Source organism: Chitinophagales bacterium (assembly GCA_041392475.1).
GTDB lineage: Bacteria > Bacteroidota > Bacteroidia > Chitinophagales > UBA2359 > JAUHXA01.
This window is the reverse complement of record JAWKLZ010000001.1, coordinates 2,988,763-3,005,759: the sequence shown is the minus strand read 5'-3', so window position 1 is coordinate 3,005,759 and position 16,997 is coordinate 2,988,763. Positions and strand designations below refer to the sequence as shown.

At 40.2% G+C, this 16,997-nt stretch carries 14 protein-coding genes; 8 read left to right on the top strand and 6 right to left on the bottom strand.

Annotation, left to right across the window (positions count from 1 at the left end; all coding sequences use genetic code 11):
* Positions 1 to 25: 25 nt before the first annotated feature.
* Entirely contained in the window at positions 26 to 1,654 is a 1,629-nt protein-coding gene (locus R3E32_11155) for a TrkA C-terminal domain-containing protein (GenBank protein MEZ4885275.1), read from the top strand.
* 169 nt (positions 1,655 to 1,823) lie between these two features.
* Here the strand turns inward: R3E32_11155 and R3E32_11150 are convergent, their stop codons facing one another.
* Together R3E32_11150 and R3E32_11145 are read right to left on the bottom strand one after the other, a co-directional pair.
* Positions 1,824 to 2,447, bottom strand: a complete 624-nt coding sequence (locus tag R3E32_11150; protein MEZ4885274.1) for a hypothetical protein — start codon at positions 2,445 to 2,447, stop codon at positions 1,824 to 1,826.
* 135 nt (positions 2,448 to 2,582) lie between these two features.
* Positions 2,583 to 3,677, bottom strand: coding sequence for a hypothetical protein (locus tag R3E32_11145; protein ID MEZ4885273.1), 1,095 nt, complete (start codon positions 3,675 to 3,677; stop codon positions 2,583 to 2,585).
* 224 nt (positions 3,678 to 3,901) lie between these two features.
* On the opposite strand from R3E32_11145, the gene R3E32_11140 reads away from it, so the two are divergent.
* The 4 genes from R3E32_11140 to R3E32_11125 all read left to right on the top strand — a co-directional run bounded on the left by R3E32_11140 (position 3,902) and on the right by R3E32_11125 (position 9,776).
* Positions 3,902 to 4,846 carry a calcium/sodium antiporter gene (locus tag R3E32_11140; GenBank protein ID MEZ4885272.1) on the top strand — a complete coding sequence of 315 codons (945 nt, stop codon included), beginning with the start codon at positions 3,902 to 3,904 and terminating at the stop codon, positions 4,844 to 4,846.
* Positions 4,847 to 4,887: 41 nt separating this feature from the next.
* Entirely contained in the window at positions 4,888 to 7,059 is a 2,172-nt protein-coding gene (locus tag R3E32_11135; protein MEZ4885271.1) for a DUF4832 domain-containing protein, read from the top strand.
* Positions 7,060 to 7,123: 64 nt separating this feature from the next.
* Positions 7,124 to 8,968, top strand: coding sequence for an acyl-CoA dehydrogenase family protein (locus R3E32_11130; GenBank protein ID MEZ4885270.1), 1,845 nt, complete (start codon positions 7,124 to 7,126; stop codon positions 8,966 to 8,968).
* A gap of 274 nt (positions 8,969 to 9,242) precedes the next feature.
* Positions 9,243 to 9,776: a hypothetical protein gene (locus R3E32_11125; protein ID MEZ4885269.1), complete on the top strand. Its 534-nt coding sequence runs from the start codon at positions 9,243 to 9,245 to the stop codon at positions 9,774 to 9,776.
* A gap of 26 nt (positions 9,777 to 9,802) precedes the next feature.
* Here the strand turns inward: R3E32_11125 and R3E32_11120 are convergent, their stop codons facing one another.
* Both R3E32_11120 and R3E32_11115 read right to left on the bottom strand, forming a co-directional pair.
* On the bottom strand, positions 9,803 to 10,444 hold the full coding sequence (locus tag R3E32_11120) for a YiiX family permuted papain-like enzyme (protein MEZ4885268.1): 642 nt from the start codon (positions 10,442 to 10,444) through the stop codon (positions 9,803 to 9,805).
* 119 nt (positions 10,445 to 10,563) lie between these two features.
* A complete protein-coding gene (locus R3E32_11115) occupies positions 10,564 to 10,803 on the bottom strand; it encodes a nitroreductase family protein (protein MEZ4885267.1) in 240 nt (79 codons plus the stop codon).
* A 62-nt stretch (positions 10,804 to 10,865) separates the two neighbouring features.
* On the opposite strand from R3E32_11115, the gene R3E32_11110 reads away from it, so the two are divergent.
* Together R3E32_11110 and R3E32_11105 are read left to right on the top strand one after the other, a co-directional pair.
* Positions 10,866 to 10,994 carry a hypothetical protein gene (locus R3E32_11110; protein MEZ4885266.1) on the top strand — a complete coding sequence of 43 codons (129 nt, stop codon included), beginning with the start codon at positions 10,866 to 10,868 and terminating at the stop codon, positions 10,992 to 10,994.
* Positions 10,995 to 11,185: 191 nt separating this feature from the next.
* On the top strand, positions 11,186 to 14,086 hold the full coding sequence (locus R3E32_11105; GenBank protein ID MEZ4885265.1) for a TonB-dependent receptor: 2,901 nt from the start codon (positions 11,186 to 11,188) through the stop codon (positions 14,084 to 14,086).
* A 67-nt stretch (positions 14,087 to 14,153) separates the two neighbouring features.
* On the opposite strand, the gene R3E32_11100 is transcribed toward R3E32_11105, so the two are convergent.
* Both R3E32_11100 and R3E32_11095 read right to left on the bottom strand, forming a co-directional pair.
* Positions 14,154 to 14,771, bottom strand: a complete 618-nt coding sequence (locus tag R3E32_11100) for a nitroreductase (protein ID MEZ4885264.1) — start codon at positions 14,769 to 14,771, stop codon at positions 14,154 to 14,156.
* Between the two features lie 126 nt (positions 14,772 to 14,897).
* The gene (locus tag R3E32_11095; protein ID MEZ4885263.1) at positions 14,898 to 15,749 is read right to left on the bottom strand and encodes a 3-hydroxybutyryl-CoA dehydrogenase; all 852 of its coding nucleotides are present in this window, start codon (positions 15,747 to 15,749) and stop codon (positions 14,898 to 14,900) included.
* A gap of 295 nt (positions 15,750 to 16,044) precedes the next feature.
* Here R3E32_11095 and R3E32_11090 point away from each other — a divergent pair, with 295 nt between their 5' ends.
* Complete coding sequence (locus R3E32_11090) at positions 16,045 to 16,965, top strand: DUF368 domain-containing protein (GenBank protein MEZ4885262.1); 921 nt, start codon at positions 16,045 to 16,047, stop codon at positions 16,963 to 16,965.
* Positions 16,966 to 16,997 lie beyond the last annotated feature (32 nt).

The following is a 16,997-nucleotide window of genomic DNA, read 5'->3' as shown; positions in this document are numbered from 1 at the left end:
CTTTGCGGTCTAAATATTGAATCGCATGATAGAAATTTTCAGCGAATATCCGCTTTTATTGCTTTTTGTGGTGGCTTCTTTGGGTTATTTATTGGGGACAATAAAGGTGAAAGGAAGTAGTTTGGGGGTTGCAGCGGTGTTGTTCACAGGTTTGGCATTTGGAGCGATTGATCCTCGTTTGCAGATTCCCGAAATCATTTTTTTGTTGGGTTTGACACTGTTTGTATATTCGATTGGGTTGAGTTCAGGGCCTGCATTCTTTTCGTCTTACCAAAAAAATGGTATCCGAGATTTTCTTTTCATTCTCATGATGTTGGTGTTTTCGGGGGTAATTGCCTCGGGTTTGTGGCTGTTGTTTGGATTTTCGGCAGCTACGATTACAGGGATTTATACGGGCAGCACCACGAATACGGCAGCTTTGGCGGGTGTGTTGGATTACATTCATAGTTCGATAGATAAGGAAACGGCTGCGACGTTGATTCAAGAGGCGGTGGTGGGTTATTCGTTTTCTTATCCGATGGGAGTTTTTGGGAGCATCATAGCGATTGTGTTGATGGAGAAGGTATTGAAGGTGGACTATGTGGAGGAACAGAATCAATTGAAGAAGATTTACCCGATTGCAGAGAAGATGGTAACGGTTTCTATTGAAGTGACCAACGAAGCGGTTTGCCATATTCAATTGCGGGACTTATTGAAGGAATATGAATGGGAGGTATCTTTTGGAAGAATTTTTCACGAAGGGCATCAAGCCTTGATTAATTGGGATACGGTTTTTGAAATAGGAGATATAATCGTAGTGATTGGTAGCGAGGAGGATGTGGCAACTGTTGCGCAGGCTTTTGGTAAATTTAGCGATGCTTTGTATCAGTATGATAGGAGTCAGTTTGATTCACGGCGTATTTTTGTTTCTAATACGATGATTGCAGGACGCACTATTGCTTCTTTGAATATTCAAGAAAAATTCCATACAGTGATTACCCGAATCAGACGGGGTGATATGGATATGTTGGCAAAGGCGGATACGGTTTTGGAGATGGGAGATAGGGTGCGCTTTATTGCGAGGCGAGAGGATTTGGATAAATTGTCTGATTATTTTGGAGATTCTTATACCGAATCGAGTAAGGTAAATTTGTTTTCGTTTGGTTTGGGGATTGGTTTGGGTCTGGTGTTGGGAAGTATTGAGTTTTCGTTTGGGCCCAATTTTAGCTTTAAGTTGGGGTATGCGGGGGGACCATTGATTGTTGGGTTACTTTTGGGGGCATTGCGGCGAACGGGGCCTGTGGTGTGGTCGCTGCCGTATAGTGCGAATGTGACGCTCCAACAAATTGGTTTGATTTTGTTGCTGACGAGTATTGGCGTGCGGTCGGGCAATGCGTTTATGCAGAGTTTTTCTATTGCAGGTTTGTGGGCATTTGTGGCGGGTGGTTTGATTAGTATGTTGACCGCTTTTGCTACGCTGGCGGTGGGTTTTAAAGTATTGAAAATGCCCTTTAGTTTGTTGACGGGTATGGTGGCGAATCAACCCGCTATTTTGGATTTTGCAAGTTCTCGCAGCAACAACAAAGTTCCGATGTTTGGGTATGCCATGATGTTTCCGATTGCGCTGATTTCTAAGATTTTGATAGCGCAGATATTGTTTTTGATATTGTATTGATTTTTTGTGTTGAAGTTTTGAGGTTGCTTGTGGTTTTTTGGGTTATTGTGTTGCAGTATTGCTTGGGGAGGTTTTGTTTTTGTGTAGAAAGTGTTAATGTTGTGTGTGCTTGTGTTTAGGGCAAAAAAAAACACCAACACATCAATACCCTAATACCCCAAAACAAAGTTCAATAGATGTATATTTTTCCAACAAGTGGTTTCTTTCCCTTCAATACCAATTTCCAATAATACAATCCTGTGGGGAAATCAGATTTTGGTTGGAAATCTACATGAATATGAGTGGTTTCGGCTTCAAATTTTTCTCTGAAAATCCGCTTTTGATGGCTTTCGATGGTGAGGGTAATTGGGAGTTTTTGGGAGGTGGTGAAATGGAAATCTACGCCTTCTTTACACAATTGATTGTCCGTTGGTTGTTGTAGAGAAATGCCAATGGCATCTTCGTTTCGGTAAGCCATTTGTGTTTCCATGAGCTTTTCATAAGCAGGAATTTGTATGGCTTCAGCCATGAGTTGTTGAAGTATATCGTCCAAATTATCACTATTTTCGGAAAGACTCAGGCTCGATTTTTCTGATTTATCCAAAATAGGATGGGATTCAAGCGGATAATCTAAATCGGCTATCAAGCTATACAATACTCGCACTTGCTTATTGCAGTAATCACAGTCAAATACATGCTCAGGTAGTTCAGTAGGTAACTGATTGACTTTCTGTACCTTCATTGCGTCTGCATACAACATTTGCCCTAATTGGTTCAAATGTCCTTTTTCGTTTATGTAAGTTGTTGGATTCATTGTTTCATTACATTTACTGGTTCATCATTGACGGTTCTTGGTTTGTTTTACTGTCCTACTCCAACGAAAACTTTCCTATGTTTGGGAAACTTTTTTTTCAAATTTTTGGTTGTTCACGGTTATTTTCTTCAAATCTTACTCACAGTAGGCGACTACAATTTCTCGAAACCATTGATAAGCAGCTTTTCCAACCATTCTATCACTGTTGATTTTTTGAAAAAGCATTTCCAAAAATTCGCCATCCGATGCGTCCTCATTGTAGTCCGCCAAACTTTCGGACATCAGACGTGCCAATATTTTGTTGCGGTAGCGGGTAAACCATTTTCGGAGATTTTCCGCAGATGTTTCTTTTCCTTCAAAAACGACGATGTACGGATTCAATACTTCCCATACTTCTTTGCTGTTGACGTGCTGATAGGAAATGCCAAAAAAGCGTAAGAACTCCTTGATTTGTTGAGCAGACAATTGAAGCCGTTGGGCATCTGTCTGCAAGAGGATGAGGTAATAGTTGGTTTTGAGGCAAGTTTCAAACTTTGTGCGGTTCGTTTCGGTGAAAGTACGCAATAGGACGGTCAATTGTTTTACCTGCATTTCTCGGTCAAAAGCCCCTGAAATGTCGTCAAATAGATGGTAACTCATGCCCGCTTGACTTTCGACCAATTCAGGTTTCAGTTCGCTTGCTTGTTGGCGTTTTTGACTTTCATACAATACCCGATGGATGTCAATAAATTGGTTTTCAATCGTTCTTTTGAAGTAAGTGCTGAACAATGCATTGTCTTCGGCTCGGTAATTTTGGAGTTTGCCACCTCGAATTTTTTGTAATATTTTTTGAAGCGTCATCTGCTGTACGTCTTCTTCGTCTTCGACTCTAAAGTATTGTGTATTGACCAAACTGATGACCCGCATTTTGATAAAATCTTGGTATCTAAGCAGCAATTGTGGTGATTTTTGCTGCATCAAGGCGGCATCCAAAATGTCTTCACAAATGATTTGGATGGATTTGGCGAGGATGGTGATGAAATAAACTTCCTCTTTTACCTTTTTGCAGACTTTGGCGAGGCGGTTAGGGAGTCTTTTTTTTACTTGCACAAAAAGGTCTGCTTGCTGCAATGACTTGGCAAGTGTTTGTTCACAAAATTTATCCACGACCTTGAAGACGATTCCTTCAAATTGAGCATAAAATTGCGGAGGATTTGTTTCTAATAATTGTATGGCTTTTTGACAATTCATGGGATATTTGCTATATCGTATTTTTTTATAAAAGTAACAAAAAAATCTTTCTCAGATATTCAAATGTTAAATATTCTTACCTTTGCAACTTTTTGAAGGGATTTCTTTGTTATAGTCTGGCAACTTCTTACTGTCATCTTTATAAATGTGATTTTATCCAACTAACCATTAAATTTCTTCTGATTGCACATTTTACATTTTTCTAATAAATTAATTGTATTTCCATGCCCGAAGCTTTGTTGTGGCTGATAGTGTTCGTATTCAGTTTGGTAGTATTGCTCAAAGCATCCGATTTTTTTATTGATGCCGCCGAAAAAATAAGCCTTTTTTTGGGTGTTCCTCCCTTCATTATTGGTGTGACGATTGTGGCAATGGGTACTTCACTTCCTGAATTGGTGTCGAGTATCATTGCGGTGATGAACGATGCATCCGAAATTGTGGTGAGCAATGTGGTAGGGTCTAATATTGCGAATACACTTCTTGTGATGGGAACGATTGCAGTGATTGGGCGTAAAATGGTGCTGAATATGAATTTGGCACGGATAGACATTATCATGTTTTTAGGTTCTGTGGCTTTGTTGGGAATCACGATTTGGGATGGTGTATTTACCTTCAAAGAAGGACTTTTGTGTGTAGCTGGTGTCATTGCTTATTTGTTTGCAACTTTTCAGAGTGGACGGAAAATAAGAAATATACAAAGAGCAGATGTCAATTATATCGCTCCAAAACTTCAATGGCAAGTTGTTCCTGTATTGGTTATCAGTGGTTTTTTCATTTACCTTGCCGCCAAATACAACATCGAATCCATCATTCAACTTTCTACTTTGTTGAACATCGGTAAAGACGTAATCGCTCAAAGTGCCGTAGCTGTTGGTACTTCACTCCCCGAACTTTTGGTCAGTATCAGCGCCGTCAAAAAGAACAATGCAGAAATGGCAGTGGGTAATATCGTGGGTTCCAATATCTTCAATATTTTTGCTGTGATGGGAATTCCTGCACTAATAGGTCCTCTGATGATTCCTGCCGAAATCATCACCTTTAGTTTTCCGATTATGGTAGTTGCTACTGTCTTGTATTTTTTCCTTATCAACGATAAGCGGGTATATTGGTGGCAAGGGGCGTTCTTGTTGACATTTTATTTATTTTTTATTGTGAAGATTTTCTTATAAAAATATTGCTGCAATCCGTGTACTTATTAATTTCGTTAGCCATGAATCTTCCAAAATATCTTCTGACGTTTTTACTGCTGTCTCCTTTCATTCTACTATTTCCTCAAAATCAGACCGTCACCTACAACGAATCCTTTGACGACATCTTGAACCCAGACAGAGGATTTTACCATCCAATTGACTGCCACACAAGCAATTTTCAGCCTTTGTTATTGAGCGATTTGCAGAGCAAAAGAACAACCGCTTTCACTCCGTGGCAGGGTAATTACAGCATCCGAATCAGTGTCATTTTGCGGCATTATATTTTGGATTCCTTTGTGAATACTGACAACCTATCCACCACTTTTTTGAACCATTTGCAGTCAGATTTCGACATTGCCCGACAAGCAGGTGTGCGGCTCGTTTTGCGATTTTCCTATACGATTACCCCCAGCCAAAGTTGTGGTGATACCGCTTGTCCGCCTTATGGAGATGCGCCCAAAGCTAGGGTTTTGGCGCATATTTCACAGTTAGCCCCTTATTTACAGGCAAACGAAGACGTGATTTTGGTGGTACAAAATGGATTTATTGGAATTTGGGGTGAGCAGTATTACACCGATTATTTTGGAGATGCTTCTGGGCAAGGGGCGGGTAAATTGACCAACCAAAACTGGCAAGACCGAATAGAGGTGTTGTCTGCGCTTTTGGATGCTGTTCCCGAAAGCAGAATGGTACAAGTACGCTATCCACAAATGAAACAAAAATATGTGTATGGGGGTGCGGCCTCAGTCACTTCTGCTGCAATGACTTCTGAACAAGCGCACAACGCAAGCGATATTGCACGAATTGGATTTCACAACGATTGCTTTTTGGCATCCTCAGATGATTATGGAACGTATTGGGATTATGGTTCGGACACTACTTTCCCGTCCAATCAAACTGCTATTTTGAAGCCTTATGCTGCTGATGATAGTCAATTTGTTTGCGTCGGTGGCGAAACTTGCGATGATGCCTTTAGTCCGCAAAACAACTGTTCAGGACAGGCCGTTTCAGATATGGCTGCTCTCCACTATACTTTCCTCAATTCGGACTACAACAATGAAGTTAACAATGATTGGCAAACCGACAATTGTATGGACGAAATCAAGCGAAGATTGGGTTATCGTTTGGTGATGAAAAGCGGAACATATCCACTTACTGCATCTGCTGGAGAAACTTTCAGTTTTACTTTAGGTGTTGAAAATGTAGGTTTTGCAGCTCCTGTCAATGAACGCTTTTTGCAGATAGTCCTTAGGAATACGGCAGATGATAGCGAATACAAAGCACTCATTTCTGGCACAAATACAGATACAAGATTTTGGCTTCCAGCTACAACGACTACTTTAAATGGCACGGTCACGCTTCCTGCAAATATGCCTGTGGGCAACTATGCTCTTTTCTTGCAGGTTTTTGATACCTCCAATGACAACGAAATTGCCACCCGTCCAGAATACAGCCTTCAATTTGCGAATACCAATACATGGGAATCTTTGACGGGTTACAACGATTTGAAGCACATCCTCAGCGTCAATGCTGCAGTTCGCTTTCAAGCGAAAGTTTGGCTACAAGGTGCGTATCAAACCAACTCTAACAATATGAGCAATAGCTTACAAAACAACAACTTACTCTCCTCCATTTCTCCTTACAATGCTGCTCCATGGAATGAAGTCAATGGGAATATCCTGACTTCTTTTCCTGCAAATGCGGTGGATTGGATGATGGTCGAACTGTTGGACAGCGACTACAACAGCGTTGAAAAACAGATGGCTTTTGTGGATACAAACGGCAATTTGATGGATGTTTCGGGTAGCGAAGGTGTGCCTTTCTTCAATGTGAATGGAAGTACGTCTTATTTTGTGGTTCTCCGACACCGCAATCATCTGGATATCATGAGTGCTACTATTTTGAATCTCAATGCTGCAAATCCACACAATTTTACCTCTCCTTCAATGGCGATGGGAGGCAGCAATCAGTTGGCGGATTTGGGTAATGGAGAGTACGGCATGTCGGCGGGTGATGTGGACGGAAATGGTGTAATCACGGTAGCAGATTACAATCTTTATGTGAGCCAAATCAGTTTCATCAATCAATACCTTCAAGGGGATTTGAATTTGGACGGCAGCGTGACGGTAATGGATTTTAACTTGTTGAAGGACAATGTGAGTAAAATTGGGGTTCTGTGGGTGCGGTATTGAAGCTAAAATAATAAGCTATCTTTACAAAAATAAATTTGACAAATAATTTTTATTATATAAAACCATGATATCAAAGACAAATTCTTCAAAAACATTCCTATCTTCTACTTCAAAACTCAAAGGTGGGCATTTTCTCATAGAAGAAACGAGTCCAGAAGATATATTCATTGCAGAAGAATGGAGTGAAGAGCAGCGAATGATTGCAGAAATGGTTACTGATTTTTGTATCAAAGAAGTACAAGAACCTTTTTTTAAACGAGGTAGAGAGTTGGAAATCAGTCGTGAGGAAGACAGAAGCGAAATTTTGGAAGTACTCAGAAAAGCGGGAGAATTGGGTTTGTGTGGTATCAGTATTCCCGAAGAATACGGCGGAATGGGTTTGGATTTTACCTCCAATACCATTTTCTCCGAAAGAATATCGGCAGGTTTTTCATTTGCTACTACCATTGGCGCACAGACTTCTATCGGTTCCTTACCCATTGTGTACTACGGCAATGAAACCCAAAAGAACAAATATTTGCCCAAGATAGCAACGGGTGAGTGGGTAGCAGCTTATGCTTTAACCGAACCTGAAGCAGGGTCAGATGCCAATTCGGGAAAAAGTAAGGCGGTGCTTTCGGAAGACAAGAAAACGTATCTTTTGAATGGGCAGAAAGTATGGATTACCAACGGAGGCATTGCAGATGTATTTATTGTTTTTGCCAAAATTGACCAAGATAAAACTTTGTCTGCCTTTATTGTAGAACGAAATTTTGAAGGTTTGACGATTGGCCCAGAAGAAAAGAAAATGGGCATCAAAGGTTCTTCAACCGTTCAACTGTACTTCGATAACTGCAAAATTCCTGTCGAAAATCTCTTGGGAGAAAGAGAAGGAGGCTTCAAAATGGCATTGAATATTTTGAACTCGGGGCGTATGAAAGCAGGTTCGGGAGGTGTTGGAGGCTGCAAATTTTCGTTGACCAAAGCTGTAGAATATGCGATAAACCGCAAACAGTTTGGTAAATCCATCACCGAATTTGGAGCGATTCAATACAAAATCGGTGACATCGCTATGCAAACTTTTGCGATGGATGCGGCAATGTATCGCAACTCACACAACATTGATCTCAAAACTCAAGAGTTTGAAACAGCAGGGATGCCTTCTTCTGAAGCTAAAATTCAAGCAGTTAGAGAATTTGCCATTGAATGTTCGATTATCAAGGTGAAAGGCTCGGTATTGGCTTGTTATACAACGGATGAGGTGCTGCAAATTCACGGTGGAATGGGTTATGCTGTGGAAACGGGTATCGAAATGGCTTATAGGGATGCTCGTATTACCAAAATTTATGAAGGCACGAATGAGGTAAACCGTTTGCTGACGATTGCAGAACTTTCCAAAAGAAGCTTACAAACCAAGGAAATAGACCTAATGGTGGCGGGTAAAAAGATTCCTAAATACTTGTTGAAGCAATTAATTCCGATGAAATCCAAATCTGATTTTGCAGTAGAAGAGCGTACTGTGAAAGGAATAAAAAATGCTTTTTTGTTGGTTTTGGGTGCGGCGGGTAAAAAATTGCGGAAGAAAATGGTGGATGAACAGGAAATCATTTTGAACCTGTCCGATATGTTGGCAGAAGCTTATATTTGTGAGTCTGTGTTGTTGAAGGTCAAGAAATTGCAGCAAAAAACCAGTACTGACAAAACCAAATTGCTTATCCAAGAACAAATGATGCAATTGTACCTTTACGAAGCTTTGGCACATGTTCAAAAGGCTGCAAAAGAGGCTGTAGCAAGTTTTACGACTGGCTTGGAAAAGGGAAATTTGAACCGAATGTTGCGCTTGTTGCTACCTGATTATGATATGAATCCCAAAGAATTACGCCGAAATATTGCAGCTTTTGTGGTCGAGAAAGGAGGATATTGTTTTTAGTTTTACGAAAAATGTAAGTGCAGTAAATCAAATTGACTAATTTTGCGATTAACTAAATGGCAGTAAATCCGTAAGCTATTAGAACAATAGTTCCTATTCTCGGTTCTTTGATAATTTCTGTGGAGTCGATAAAGACTTCGGTAGTTTCGTCTTGTAAAAAATAATCTTCCATAAAATGCCTAAACAGTCTTTTTGAAAGATGAACTACCGACGTCTCATTTCACAAATCTTGTCAAATAACCTTATTTTCTAAAATAAATCCTTTTGTGTTCTCATGCAGAAAGTGAAATATGATCTGAATCAGCCGAATATAGACATCCTCATTATTGAAAATGCGCTGCGAAAAAACCGAAATTTGAAGGTAATGGTAGGAGCTATTTTAATTTGTACGGCAATAAGTATCATATTGAGTGTATTGGATACCCTTCACCCCAAATTTGCCTTTACCTTAGCTTTGGTATGTATGTTTTTCGGTTTTACAGGTGTATATTTTTTGCTGAGTGCCTTGCTGCGATACGATACTCAAAAAAACTATGTGCTTAAAATAATGTCTCAACGCCCTGATATGGTGGCTTGGATTTATTACTACAAAGTAGAATCTCTACCTTTCGGCATCAAAGTATTTGAGTACTCCACTTTCTTTATTCACCTCCTTAATAGAGAAAAAATCAACATCCTAATGCCTGAATGGGAAATCAAGTTTTTGATGAACTTGCTTCAAGAACGCTTGGAACACACCACTTTTGGATACAGCAAATACAAACAACAACTTTTCGATATTGCTCCTGATTTGCTTAAAAAAGGTTGAAGAAAACTAAACAAAAAGCTTTTGCTTCAATTTTCAACAGTTATCAATAGCGGCGATTGAAAAATGGCATCTGGCGAAATCACCAATTCCTCCATCGGTATGTAGTTTCCATACCGTTCTCTCATTTTGGTTTGTACAATCGGAGAACTGAGGTCAAAACTTTCCAAAGTTGCTAAATGTCCCAACTCAATGCCTAATGCTTCTTTGTAAATTTTCCAGACCAATTCGGAACAATAGATGCGTTTATCTGACCATTCAAAATACAAATCGTAGTCTTTACCGAGAAAACGCTCACCGATTTTTTGCATCTGCTGCAATGTTTTTGATGTAAGTACCTCCTCCGCATTTTTCAAACGTTTGACCACATATTGCCCGTTTTCACCCCGCTTGATCCATTTTTTCAAAGGCGTAAGTTTGACAGGTTGTATGGCTTCAAAGACCCAATACTTGTCATTTTCTTGGTAAATGATACCTATATGACTGTATCTGGAATGTGTTGCCAATTGAATTGCCTTGCTTTGCGAAGAAGTTGATGTTTGAAAAATGATGTCACCGTTTTGGAAAGCCCCATTTTGAAGGGCTGTTTGGTAGTCCACTCCTTTGTCTGCAAAATCACATTGCAGCAAGAAAATTGGCAACAGAAACAACATCATTGTTTTACAACTCATTGATCAAAGTTTTCTAAAGAACGCCCAAAGGTAAACGGATATTTTATTGCTCCGATTTTGTGTTTAAATCCATTCAACCTTACTTTGGTAATCGGTTCGCTTCAAAAGGATTGCCTTGCTTACTTTTTCATACGCTCCTTCTTTGGAGCGATGATGTGAGATGCTTGGGATGGACGGGTGAGCAATTGTTGGTGTTTGGCGGGATTGAAGTTGTCACCAATTATGTTCTCCTTGTACCAATTGGATTGAAATTCACCCAGTTTTTGGCGGGCTTCTCCTGCAAAAATTTTGAAACGCCACGGTTCATTCATACTATGTGTTGGTGCCCAATTCGCATTTTCGAGAAGGTTTTCTATGATGGCAGCATCTATAACCCGAACAGGTTGTTCACCTCCTTAATAGAGAAAAAATCAACATCCTAATGCCTGAATGGGAAATCAAGTTTTTGATGAACTTGCTTCAAGAACGCTTGGAACACACCACTTTTGGATACAGCAAATACAAACAACAACTTTTTGATATTGCTCCTGATTTGCTTAAAAAAGATTAAGTGTAATGAATACACTTCATTTGAATTGTGTGTAGATGAAATGAGATTAAAGTAATTTATACAAAAAAATGATAGTCAAGATTTTAAGTAGTAGTAAAACCGATACCCTGTTTAGGTTCGTATATACTTAGAAGATTGTAAGAAAACACTCTCCACCCTATTGTTATTTTCCCAGATTAGAAACCTTAGACATGAAAAAGACTTTATACTATTCCCTTCTATGGGCGTTTTTTGTAGTATATTCATCCACTGTTTTTGCTCAAAATACCTACATTCGAGGTACAATTACAGATAATGAAACCAATGAACCTCTACCTCGAGTACAAGTGTTTATCAAAACTTGGCCGTCCATCAATACGATGAGTGATGCAAAAGGGCAGTATAAAATTGCGATGCCTCCTGAACACCGAACACTTGAATTTAAACGAGATGGATATGAAAACCATGAAGTAACCATAGGTGTATTTGGTGAAATTGATGTTCAATTAACTTCTACCGAAAATCCAATGGATTTGTTGAGTATCACATCTGGTAGAAGTTTGGAGCGAACTTTAGATGTACCTGCTGATATTAGTGTTGTCAAATCAAATGTACTCAAAGATATTGTCGCTGCCAGTCCAACTGATTACCTTACAGGCATTTCAGGTGTTGATGTCATGCGTACCAATCTCACTACTTCTAATGTGGTGGTACGAGGTTTCAACAATGTTTTTTCTGGAACAACCCTCACGATGGTTGATAATAGAATAGCTCGAATACCCTCTCTTTATTTGAATGCCAACCAATTACTTACCTTCAATTTGTTTGACTTAGATCACATTGAAGTGCTCAAAGGACCTGCTTCCGCACTATATGGCCCCAATAGTTCAAATGGAGTGATTCACTTTATTACAAGTTCGCCATTGGATAACAAGTCAAAAAGCAGCACAATGGTCAGTGTAGGTTTGGGCACTCGATCCCAAACAGCGAATCCTATACAAGAAGTAAGTCCTCAGAATCAATTAATTGACAATGAAAGCAGGGTTGTTTCTATTGCTGGATTTCGACATTCGGGCAAGATTGAAATGAACCCATCTAGCTCTTTAGAAATTGGCTACAAGATTTCGGGGCAGTATTTTGGCGGCAATGGATGGTTGTATTATGACCCCACGGAACCCAAGACAATAACCAAAAACCGCTACAATCTTAACGGAAAACAGATTGAAGGTGAGGTAATTGACAATACTCGAAACAATGAAGAAGAAAATATGTTTTTGGACGGGCGTTTAGATTTTCGATTCAATAGAGATGCCCAACTTACCTTAGCAGGTGGATTGAGCCGTTTTTCGGGTGTCGAAATGACTACCGTAGGAGCAACTCAAGTAAAGGACTGGACTGCTGGTTATGCTCAAGCAAAACTAAACTGGAAAGATTTATTTGCCCAAATATATCTCAATACCAGCAATGCAGGTGATACCTACCTTTTCAGAAATGGGAGTATCATTTCCAGTCAATCTACCCAATATGCGCTGCAACTTCAACACAGTAGCACCCTTTCACAAAACCTACAATTGCTCTATGGTATGGATGCCTTGTTGACACGCTCCAATACCGACTATACCATTCATGGTCAAAACGAAGACAGCGATGCCATCAATGAGTTTGGAGGTTTTCTACAAGCCGACCTTCAATTGAGTCAGCAGTTGAAATTCATTGGAACACTTCGAACAGACAAACACAACTTCATTGACAATTGGTTTTTATCGCCTCGTGCTGCTTTGCTTTTCAAACCGATTGAAAATCACACATTTAGAGCCACCTACAACAAGGCATTTGATTCTCCTTCTCCACTTACCCTCTCTTTGGACATCACCGAGTTTGATGATGTTTACAATTTTACCAGTTCACTCGGATTGCCTTCTGGAACTCCTCTAAAAGCATTGGGTAACAGGGGATTGAATTTTTCTTATGGCAACAATGGCTTGCCGCAATTTAGAACCCCTTTTGCGAGCATTTTGGGGCAGGATGTGGCCACCTATTTCGATTTGAATGACCCAACTATTTCCAATGTCATATACGGCATTGCCTTAGAAGGGTTGTTACAAGGATTTCAACAGGGAGGTTTAGACCCCTCTTTGATTGCTCTTTTGCGAAATCAAATCATTCCAAGTCAAGTTGCAAACATTGACCACCAAATACAAACACTTACTTTTGAAGAAAATTTTCCATTTCAGCCAGTAGAAACTAGCCAAATAACAGACATACAATCGTTGAAAAATTCAGTTTACCAAACGTTTGAAGTAGGATACAAAGGCATTGTTTCCGATAAACTGAGCGTTTTTGGCAATGTGTATTTGACGCACATCACCGACATCATTAGCCCATTGGAGTTATTGACTCCTAATGTGTTCTTAGAACCCAATTCCTTGAGCGAATATTTAGGTTCTCAAATATTTCAAAAGTTGCAATCTCCTCAATATGTGTCCGTTGCAACACTTTTGACTCAATTGTTGGACCAAACCGATGGAAGCACATTTCCCATTGTAGGCAATCAGGATGGGAGTGGTATTGACGAATTGGTAACACTTTTGACCAGTTCAGCAGCCAGTATTCCGTTTGGCACCATTAGCCCAATTTTTGAAAACACACCTTCCATGTTGTTTTCATATACCAACTTTGGCGATGTGCAGTTGTGGGGAACAGAACTGGGTTTTTTGTATAAACTCAATGACCAATGGACAGCGGAAGGCAACTATGCGTATGTGAGCAAAGGAGAATTTGACGCAGACAGAGGAATTCCTTTGGCTTTGAATGCACCTCAACACAAGGCAAATTTTGGCCTACAATATGCGTCAAATTTTGGATTAGATGTAGCAATGAAATACCGATGGCAAAATGCCTTTTCAGTCAATTCAGGGATTTACATTGGTGAAGTGCCTTCTTTTGGTGCGGTTGATATACATTTGGGCTATGCTTTCGCACCCAGTCGTGTTACCCGTTTGTCTTTGAGTATTCAAAACTTGTTGGACAACAGCCATCAAGAAGTAGTAGGTGCACCTACCATAGGGCGTTTCGTAGCCTTGCGGTTGTCCCATGCTTTTGAGGAGAAATGAAAATAAAAATGAAAATAGCCTGCACCGAGGACTCAGAGCAGGCTATTTTATTTCTTACTAAGTGAATTCAAATCCATTCAACCTTACTTTGGTAATCGGTTCGCTTCAAAAGGATTGCCTTGCTTACTTTTTCATATTCGCCTTCTTTGGGATAACCCAAATAAAAGAATCCCAAACACTTATCTTCTACACCAAGCCCTAAGGCCTCCTTCAATTCATCGGTATAAGTAGGCCCTCCCGAACTCCAATAAGCACCCAATCCATAAGCCGTTGCAGTCAAATGTAGGTTTTGAACCGCACAGGCTACAGCTTCAATATCTTCTATTTCAGGAATTTTGGTGTTCGTTTTTCGTTCCACACAGATAGCGATGATGTGAGATGCTTGGGATGGACGGGTGAGCAATTGTTGGTGTTTGGCGGGATTGAAGTTGTCACCAATTATGTTCTCTTTGTACCAATTGGATTGAAATTCACCCAATTTTTGGCGGGCTTCTCCTGCAAAAATTTTGAAACGCCACGGCTCGTTCATACCATGCGTTGGTGCCCAATTTGCATTTTCGAGCATGTTTTCGATAATGGCAGCGTCAATCACCCGAACAGGCTGCACAAAATTTTCAGGTTTGATGGTTCTCCGACTGCGAATGAGGTGATTGATATCGTTTATATTGAAGAAGTTGTCGTTCATTGTATTTTTAGAATTTAAGGCTATAAGGCGACTTTTGAAGTTTATATTCTAAAAAGTGATTGAAATCAGAAAATCACTGTATTGTCCAAACGAAACTTCAAAAGTCTTGGTTTGTATTGTTATTGCTTAGTCATATTTATAAAACCCTTCACCAGATTTTCTTCCCAATTTTCCAGCCATTACCATATTCACCAACAGCGGGCAGGGAGCATATTTTGAATTGCCAAAACCTTCGTACAGCACATTCAAAATAGACAAGCAAATGTCCAATCCAATGAAATCAGCCAACTGTAAAGGTCCCATTGGGTGCGCCATGCCCAGTTTCATCACCGCATCAATCGCATCCACTTCTGCGACCCCTTCGTAGAGGGTATAAATGGCTTCGTTGATCATGGGCATCAAAACCCTATTCGACACAAAACCAGGATAATCGTGTACTTCAACGGGTGTTTTGCCCAGTGCTTCTGCCAAACCTACAATTCTCAGCATGGTGGCCTTTGAAGTGCCGTAACCTCGCACGATTTCAACTAGTTGCATCACAGGAACAGGGTTGAAGAAGTGCATCCCAATGACCTTATCTTGGCGTTTGGTAGCCGCCCCAATTTTGGTGATAGAAATGGAGGAAGTATTGCTAGCTAAAATGGCTTCCTCTTTGCACAATTCATCCAACTGTTTGAAAATCTTCAATTTGATGTCCGCATTTTCGGTGGCTGCTTCAATAATCAAATCGGCATGTTCGATTCCCGAAGTCTCCAAAGAGGTAAATGTTTGAATATTGTCTAAAGTATTTTCTTTGTCTTGTTCACTGATGGTTTCCTTGCGAATCATTCGGTCGAGGTTTTTGCTGATGGTCTCCATACCTTTCTGCAATCCTTCCTCATTGATGTCCACCAATTTGACCTTAAAACCATTCATGGCAAACACGTGTGCGATGCCATTGCCCATTGTGCCTGCTCCAATAACTGTGATGTTTTGCATATTCTTTTTTTAATGTTTTGTTAATTGTACAATTAGGTGCGTAGCTTTGACGCAGTTAAATGACTGGGTGCTTTTGGTGTCGAGGCTATGCCCCTCAAAGTAAGGGATTTATATTTTCTCTACAAATAGAGTCGCAGCGATGCTGCTGAAATATCAAATGATTTCTAATTACACTGTAATATAGGAAGACCTGAAGGGATATTCCTTGTTTAGGACACAAAGTTAAGGATATATTCTCCTTTTCACTTTCATTTTAATTTCCATTTTCATTTTTTTAGTCCTTACCTTTGCAGATATGAAACAACACATTCTACTTTTTCTGAAAGGCATGGCTATGGGAGCCGCTGACATCGTACCAGGCGTTTCTGGCGGTACGATTGCTTTTATTACAGGCATTTACGAAAAATTACTCAATTCGCTAAAGTCTATCAACCCAACACTCCTCAAGGTTTTGCAGCAAAAAGGGGTGAAAGGAGCGTGGGAACACATCAACGGCACTTTTTTGGTAGTGCTATTTGCAGGTATTGGAGTGAGTATCATTACCCTTGCCCGCATCATCAGTCATTTGTTGGCGACCTATCCGATGCTGTTGTGGGCTTTCTTTTTTGGCTTGATCGTCGCTTCCGCCATTTTTGTCGGTAAACAAATCAAACAGTGGCGCATCCAAGAAATCGTTGCATTATTGATTGGGGCGGTCATTGCGTTTACGATTACGGTACTTGCCCCCGTTGAAGCTCCAACCGATTTGTGGTTCATCTTTTTGGCAGGAACGATTGCGATATGTGCCATGATTTTGCCGGGCATATCGGGTAGCTTCATTTTATTGTTGATGGGCTTGTATCCCTACATTACAGGGGCGGTCAAGGATTTTAATCTGCCTGTTCTCGTTGTTTTTGCAGCAGGATGTTTGGCAGGTTTGCTGAGTTTTTCACATGTATTGTCGTGGATGTTTGAGAAGTTTAGAAGCATTACCTTGGCTTTGCTCACTGGGTTTATGGTCGGTTCTTTGAACAAGGTTTGGCCGTGGAAACAAACGCTTCAATACCGTACGAATAGTCATGGTGAGGAAATTCCTTTTCTACAAAAAAATGTGTTGCCTGCAAACTATACGGACGGTGACGCATTTATAGTAGGGGTAATTGCATTGGTGATTTTGGGATTTGCGGTTGTGTTTTTGTTGGAGCGCATTGCAGATAGTGATGAAGAAACTATTTAGTTTTTGGGGACTTTGGACAAAAGAAAAATAGG

What these genes read in the sequence shown, in the direction of transcription:
- R3E32_11155 (MEZ4885275.1), top strand. Translation starts at nt 26, where the DNA reads ATGATAGAAATTTTCAGCGAATATCCGCTTTTATTGCTTTTTGTGGTG.
- R3E32_11150 (MEZ4885274.1), bottom strand. Translation starts at nt 2,447, where the DNA reads ATGAATCCAACAACTTACATAAACGAAAAAGGACATTTGAACCAATTA.
- R3E32_11145 (MEZ4885273.1), bottom strand. Translation starts at nt 3,677, where the DNA reads ATGAATTGTCAAAAAGCCATACAATTATTAGAAACAAATCCTCCGCAA.
- R3E32_11140 (MEZ4885272.1), top strand. Translation starts at nt 3,902, where the DNA reads ATGCCCGAAGCTTTGTTGTGGCTGATAGTGTTCGTATTCAGTTTGGTA.
- R3E32_11135 (MEZ4885271.1), top strand. Translation starts at nt 4,888, where the DNA reads ATGAATCTTCCAAAATATCTTCTGACGTTTTTACTGCTGTCTCCTTTC.
- R3E32_11130 (MEZ4885270.1), top strand. Translation starts at nt 7,124, where the DNA reads ATGATATCAAAGACAAATTCTTCAAAAACATTCCTATCTTCTACTTCA.
- R3E32_11125 (MEZ4885269.1), top strand. Translation starts at nt 9,243, where the DNA reads ATGCAGAAAGTGAAATATGATCTGAATCAGCCGAATATAGACATCCTC.
- R3E32_11120 (MEZ4885268.1), bottom strand. Translation starts at nt 10,444, where the DNA reads ATGAGTTGTAAAACAATGATGTTGTTTCTGTTGCCAATTTTCTTGCTG.
- R3E32_11110 (MEZ4885266.1), top strand. Translation starts at nt 10,866, where the DNA reads ATGCCTGAATGGGAAATCAAGTTTTTGATGAACTTGCTTCAAGAACGC.
- R3E32_11105 (MEZ4885265.1), top strand. Translation starts at nt 11,186, where the DNA reads ATGAAAAAGACTTTATACTATTCCCTTCTATGGGCGTTTTTTGTAGTA.
- R3E32_11100 (MEZ4885264.1), bottom strand. Translation starts at nt 14,771, where the DNA reads ATGAACGACAACTTCTTCAATATAAACGATATCAATCACCTCATTCGC.
- R3E32_11095 (MEZ4885263.1), bottom strand. Translation starts at nt 15,749, where the DNA reads ATGCAAAACATCACAGTTATTGGAGCAGGCACAATGGGCAATGGCATC.
- R3E32_11090 (MEZ4885262.1), top strand. Translation starts at nt 16,045, where the DNA reads ATGAAACAACACATTCTACTTTTTCTGAAAGGCATGGCTATGGGAGCC.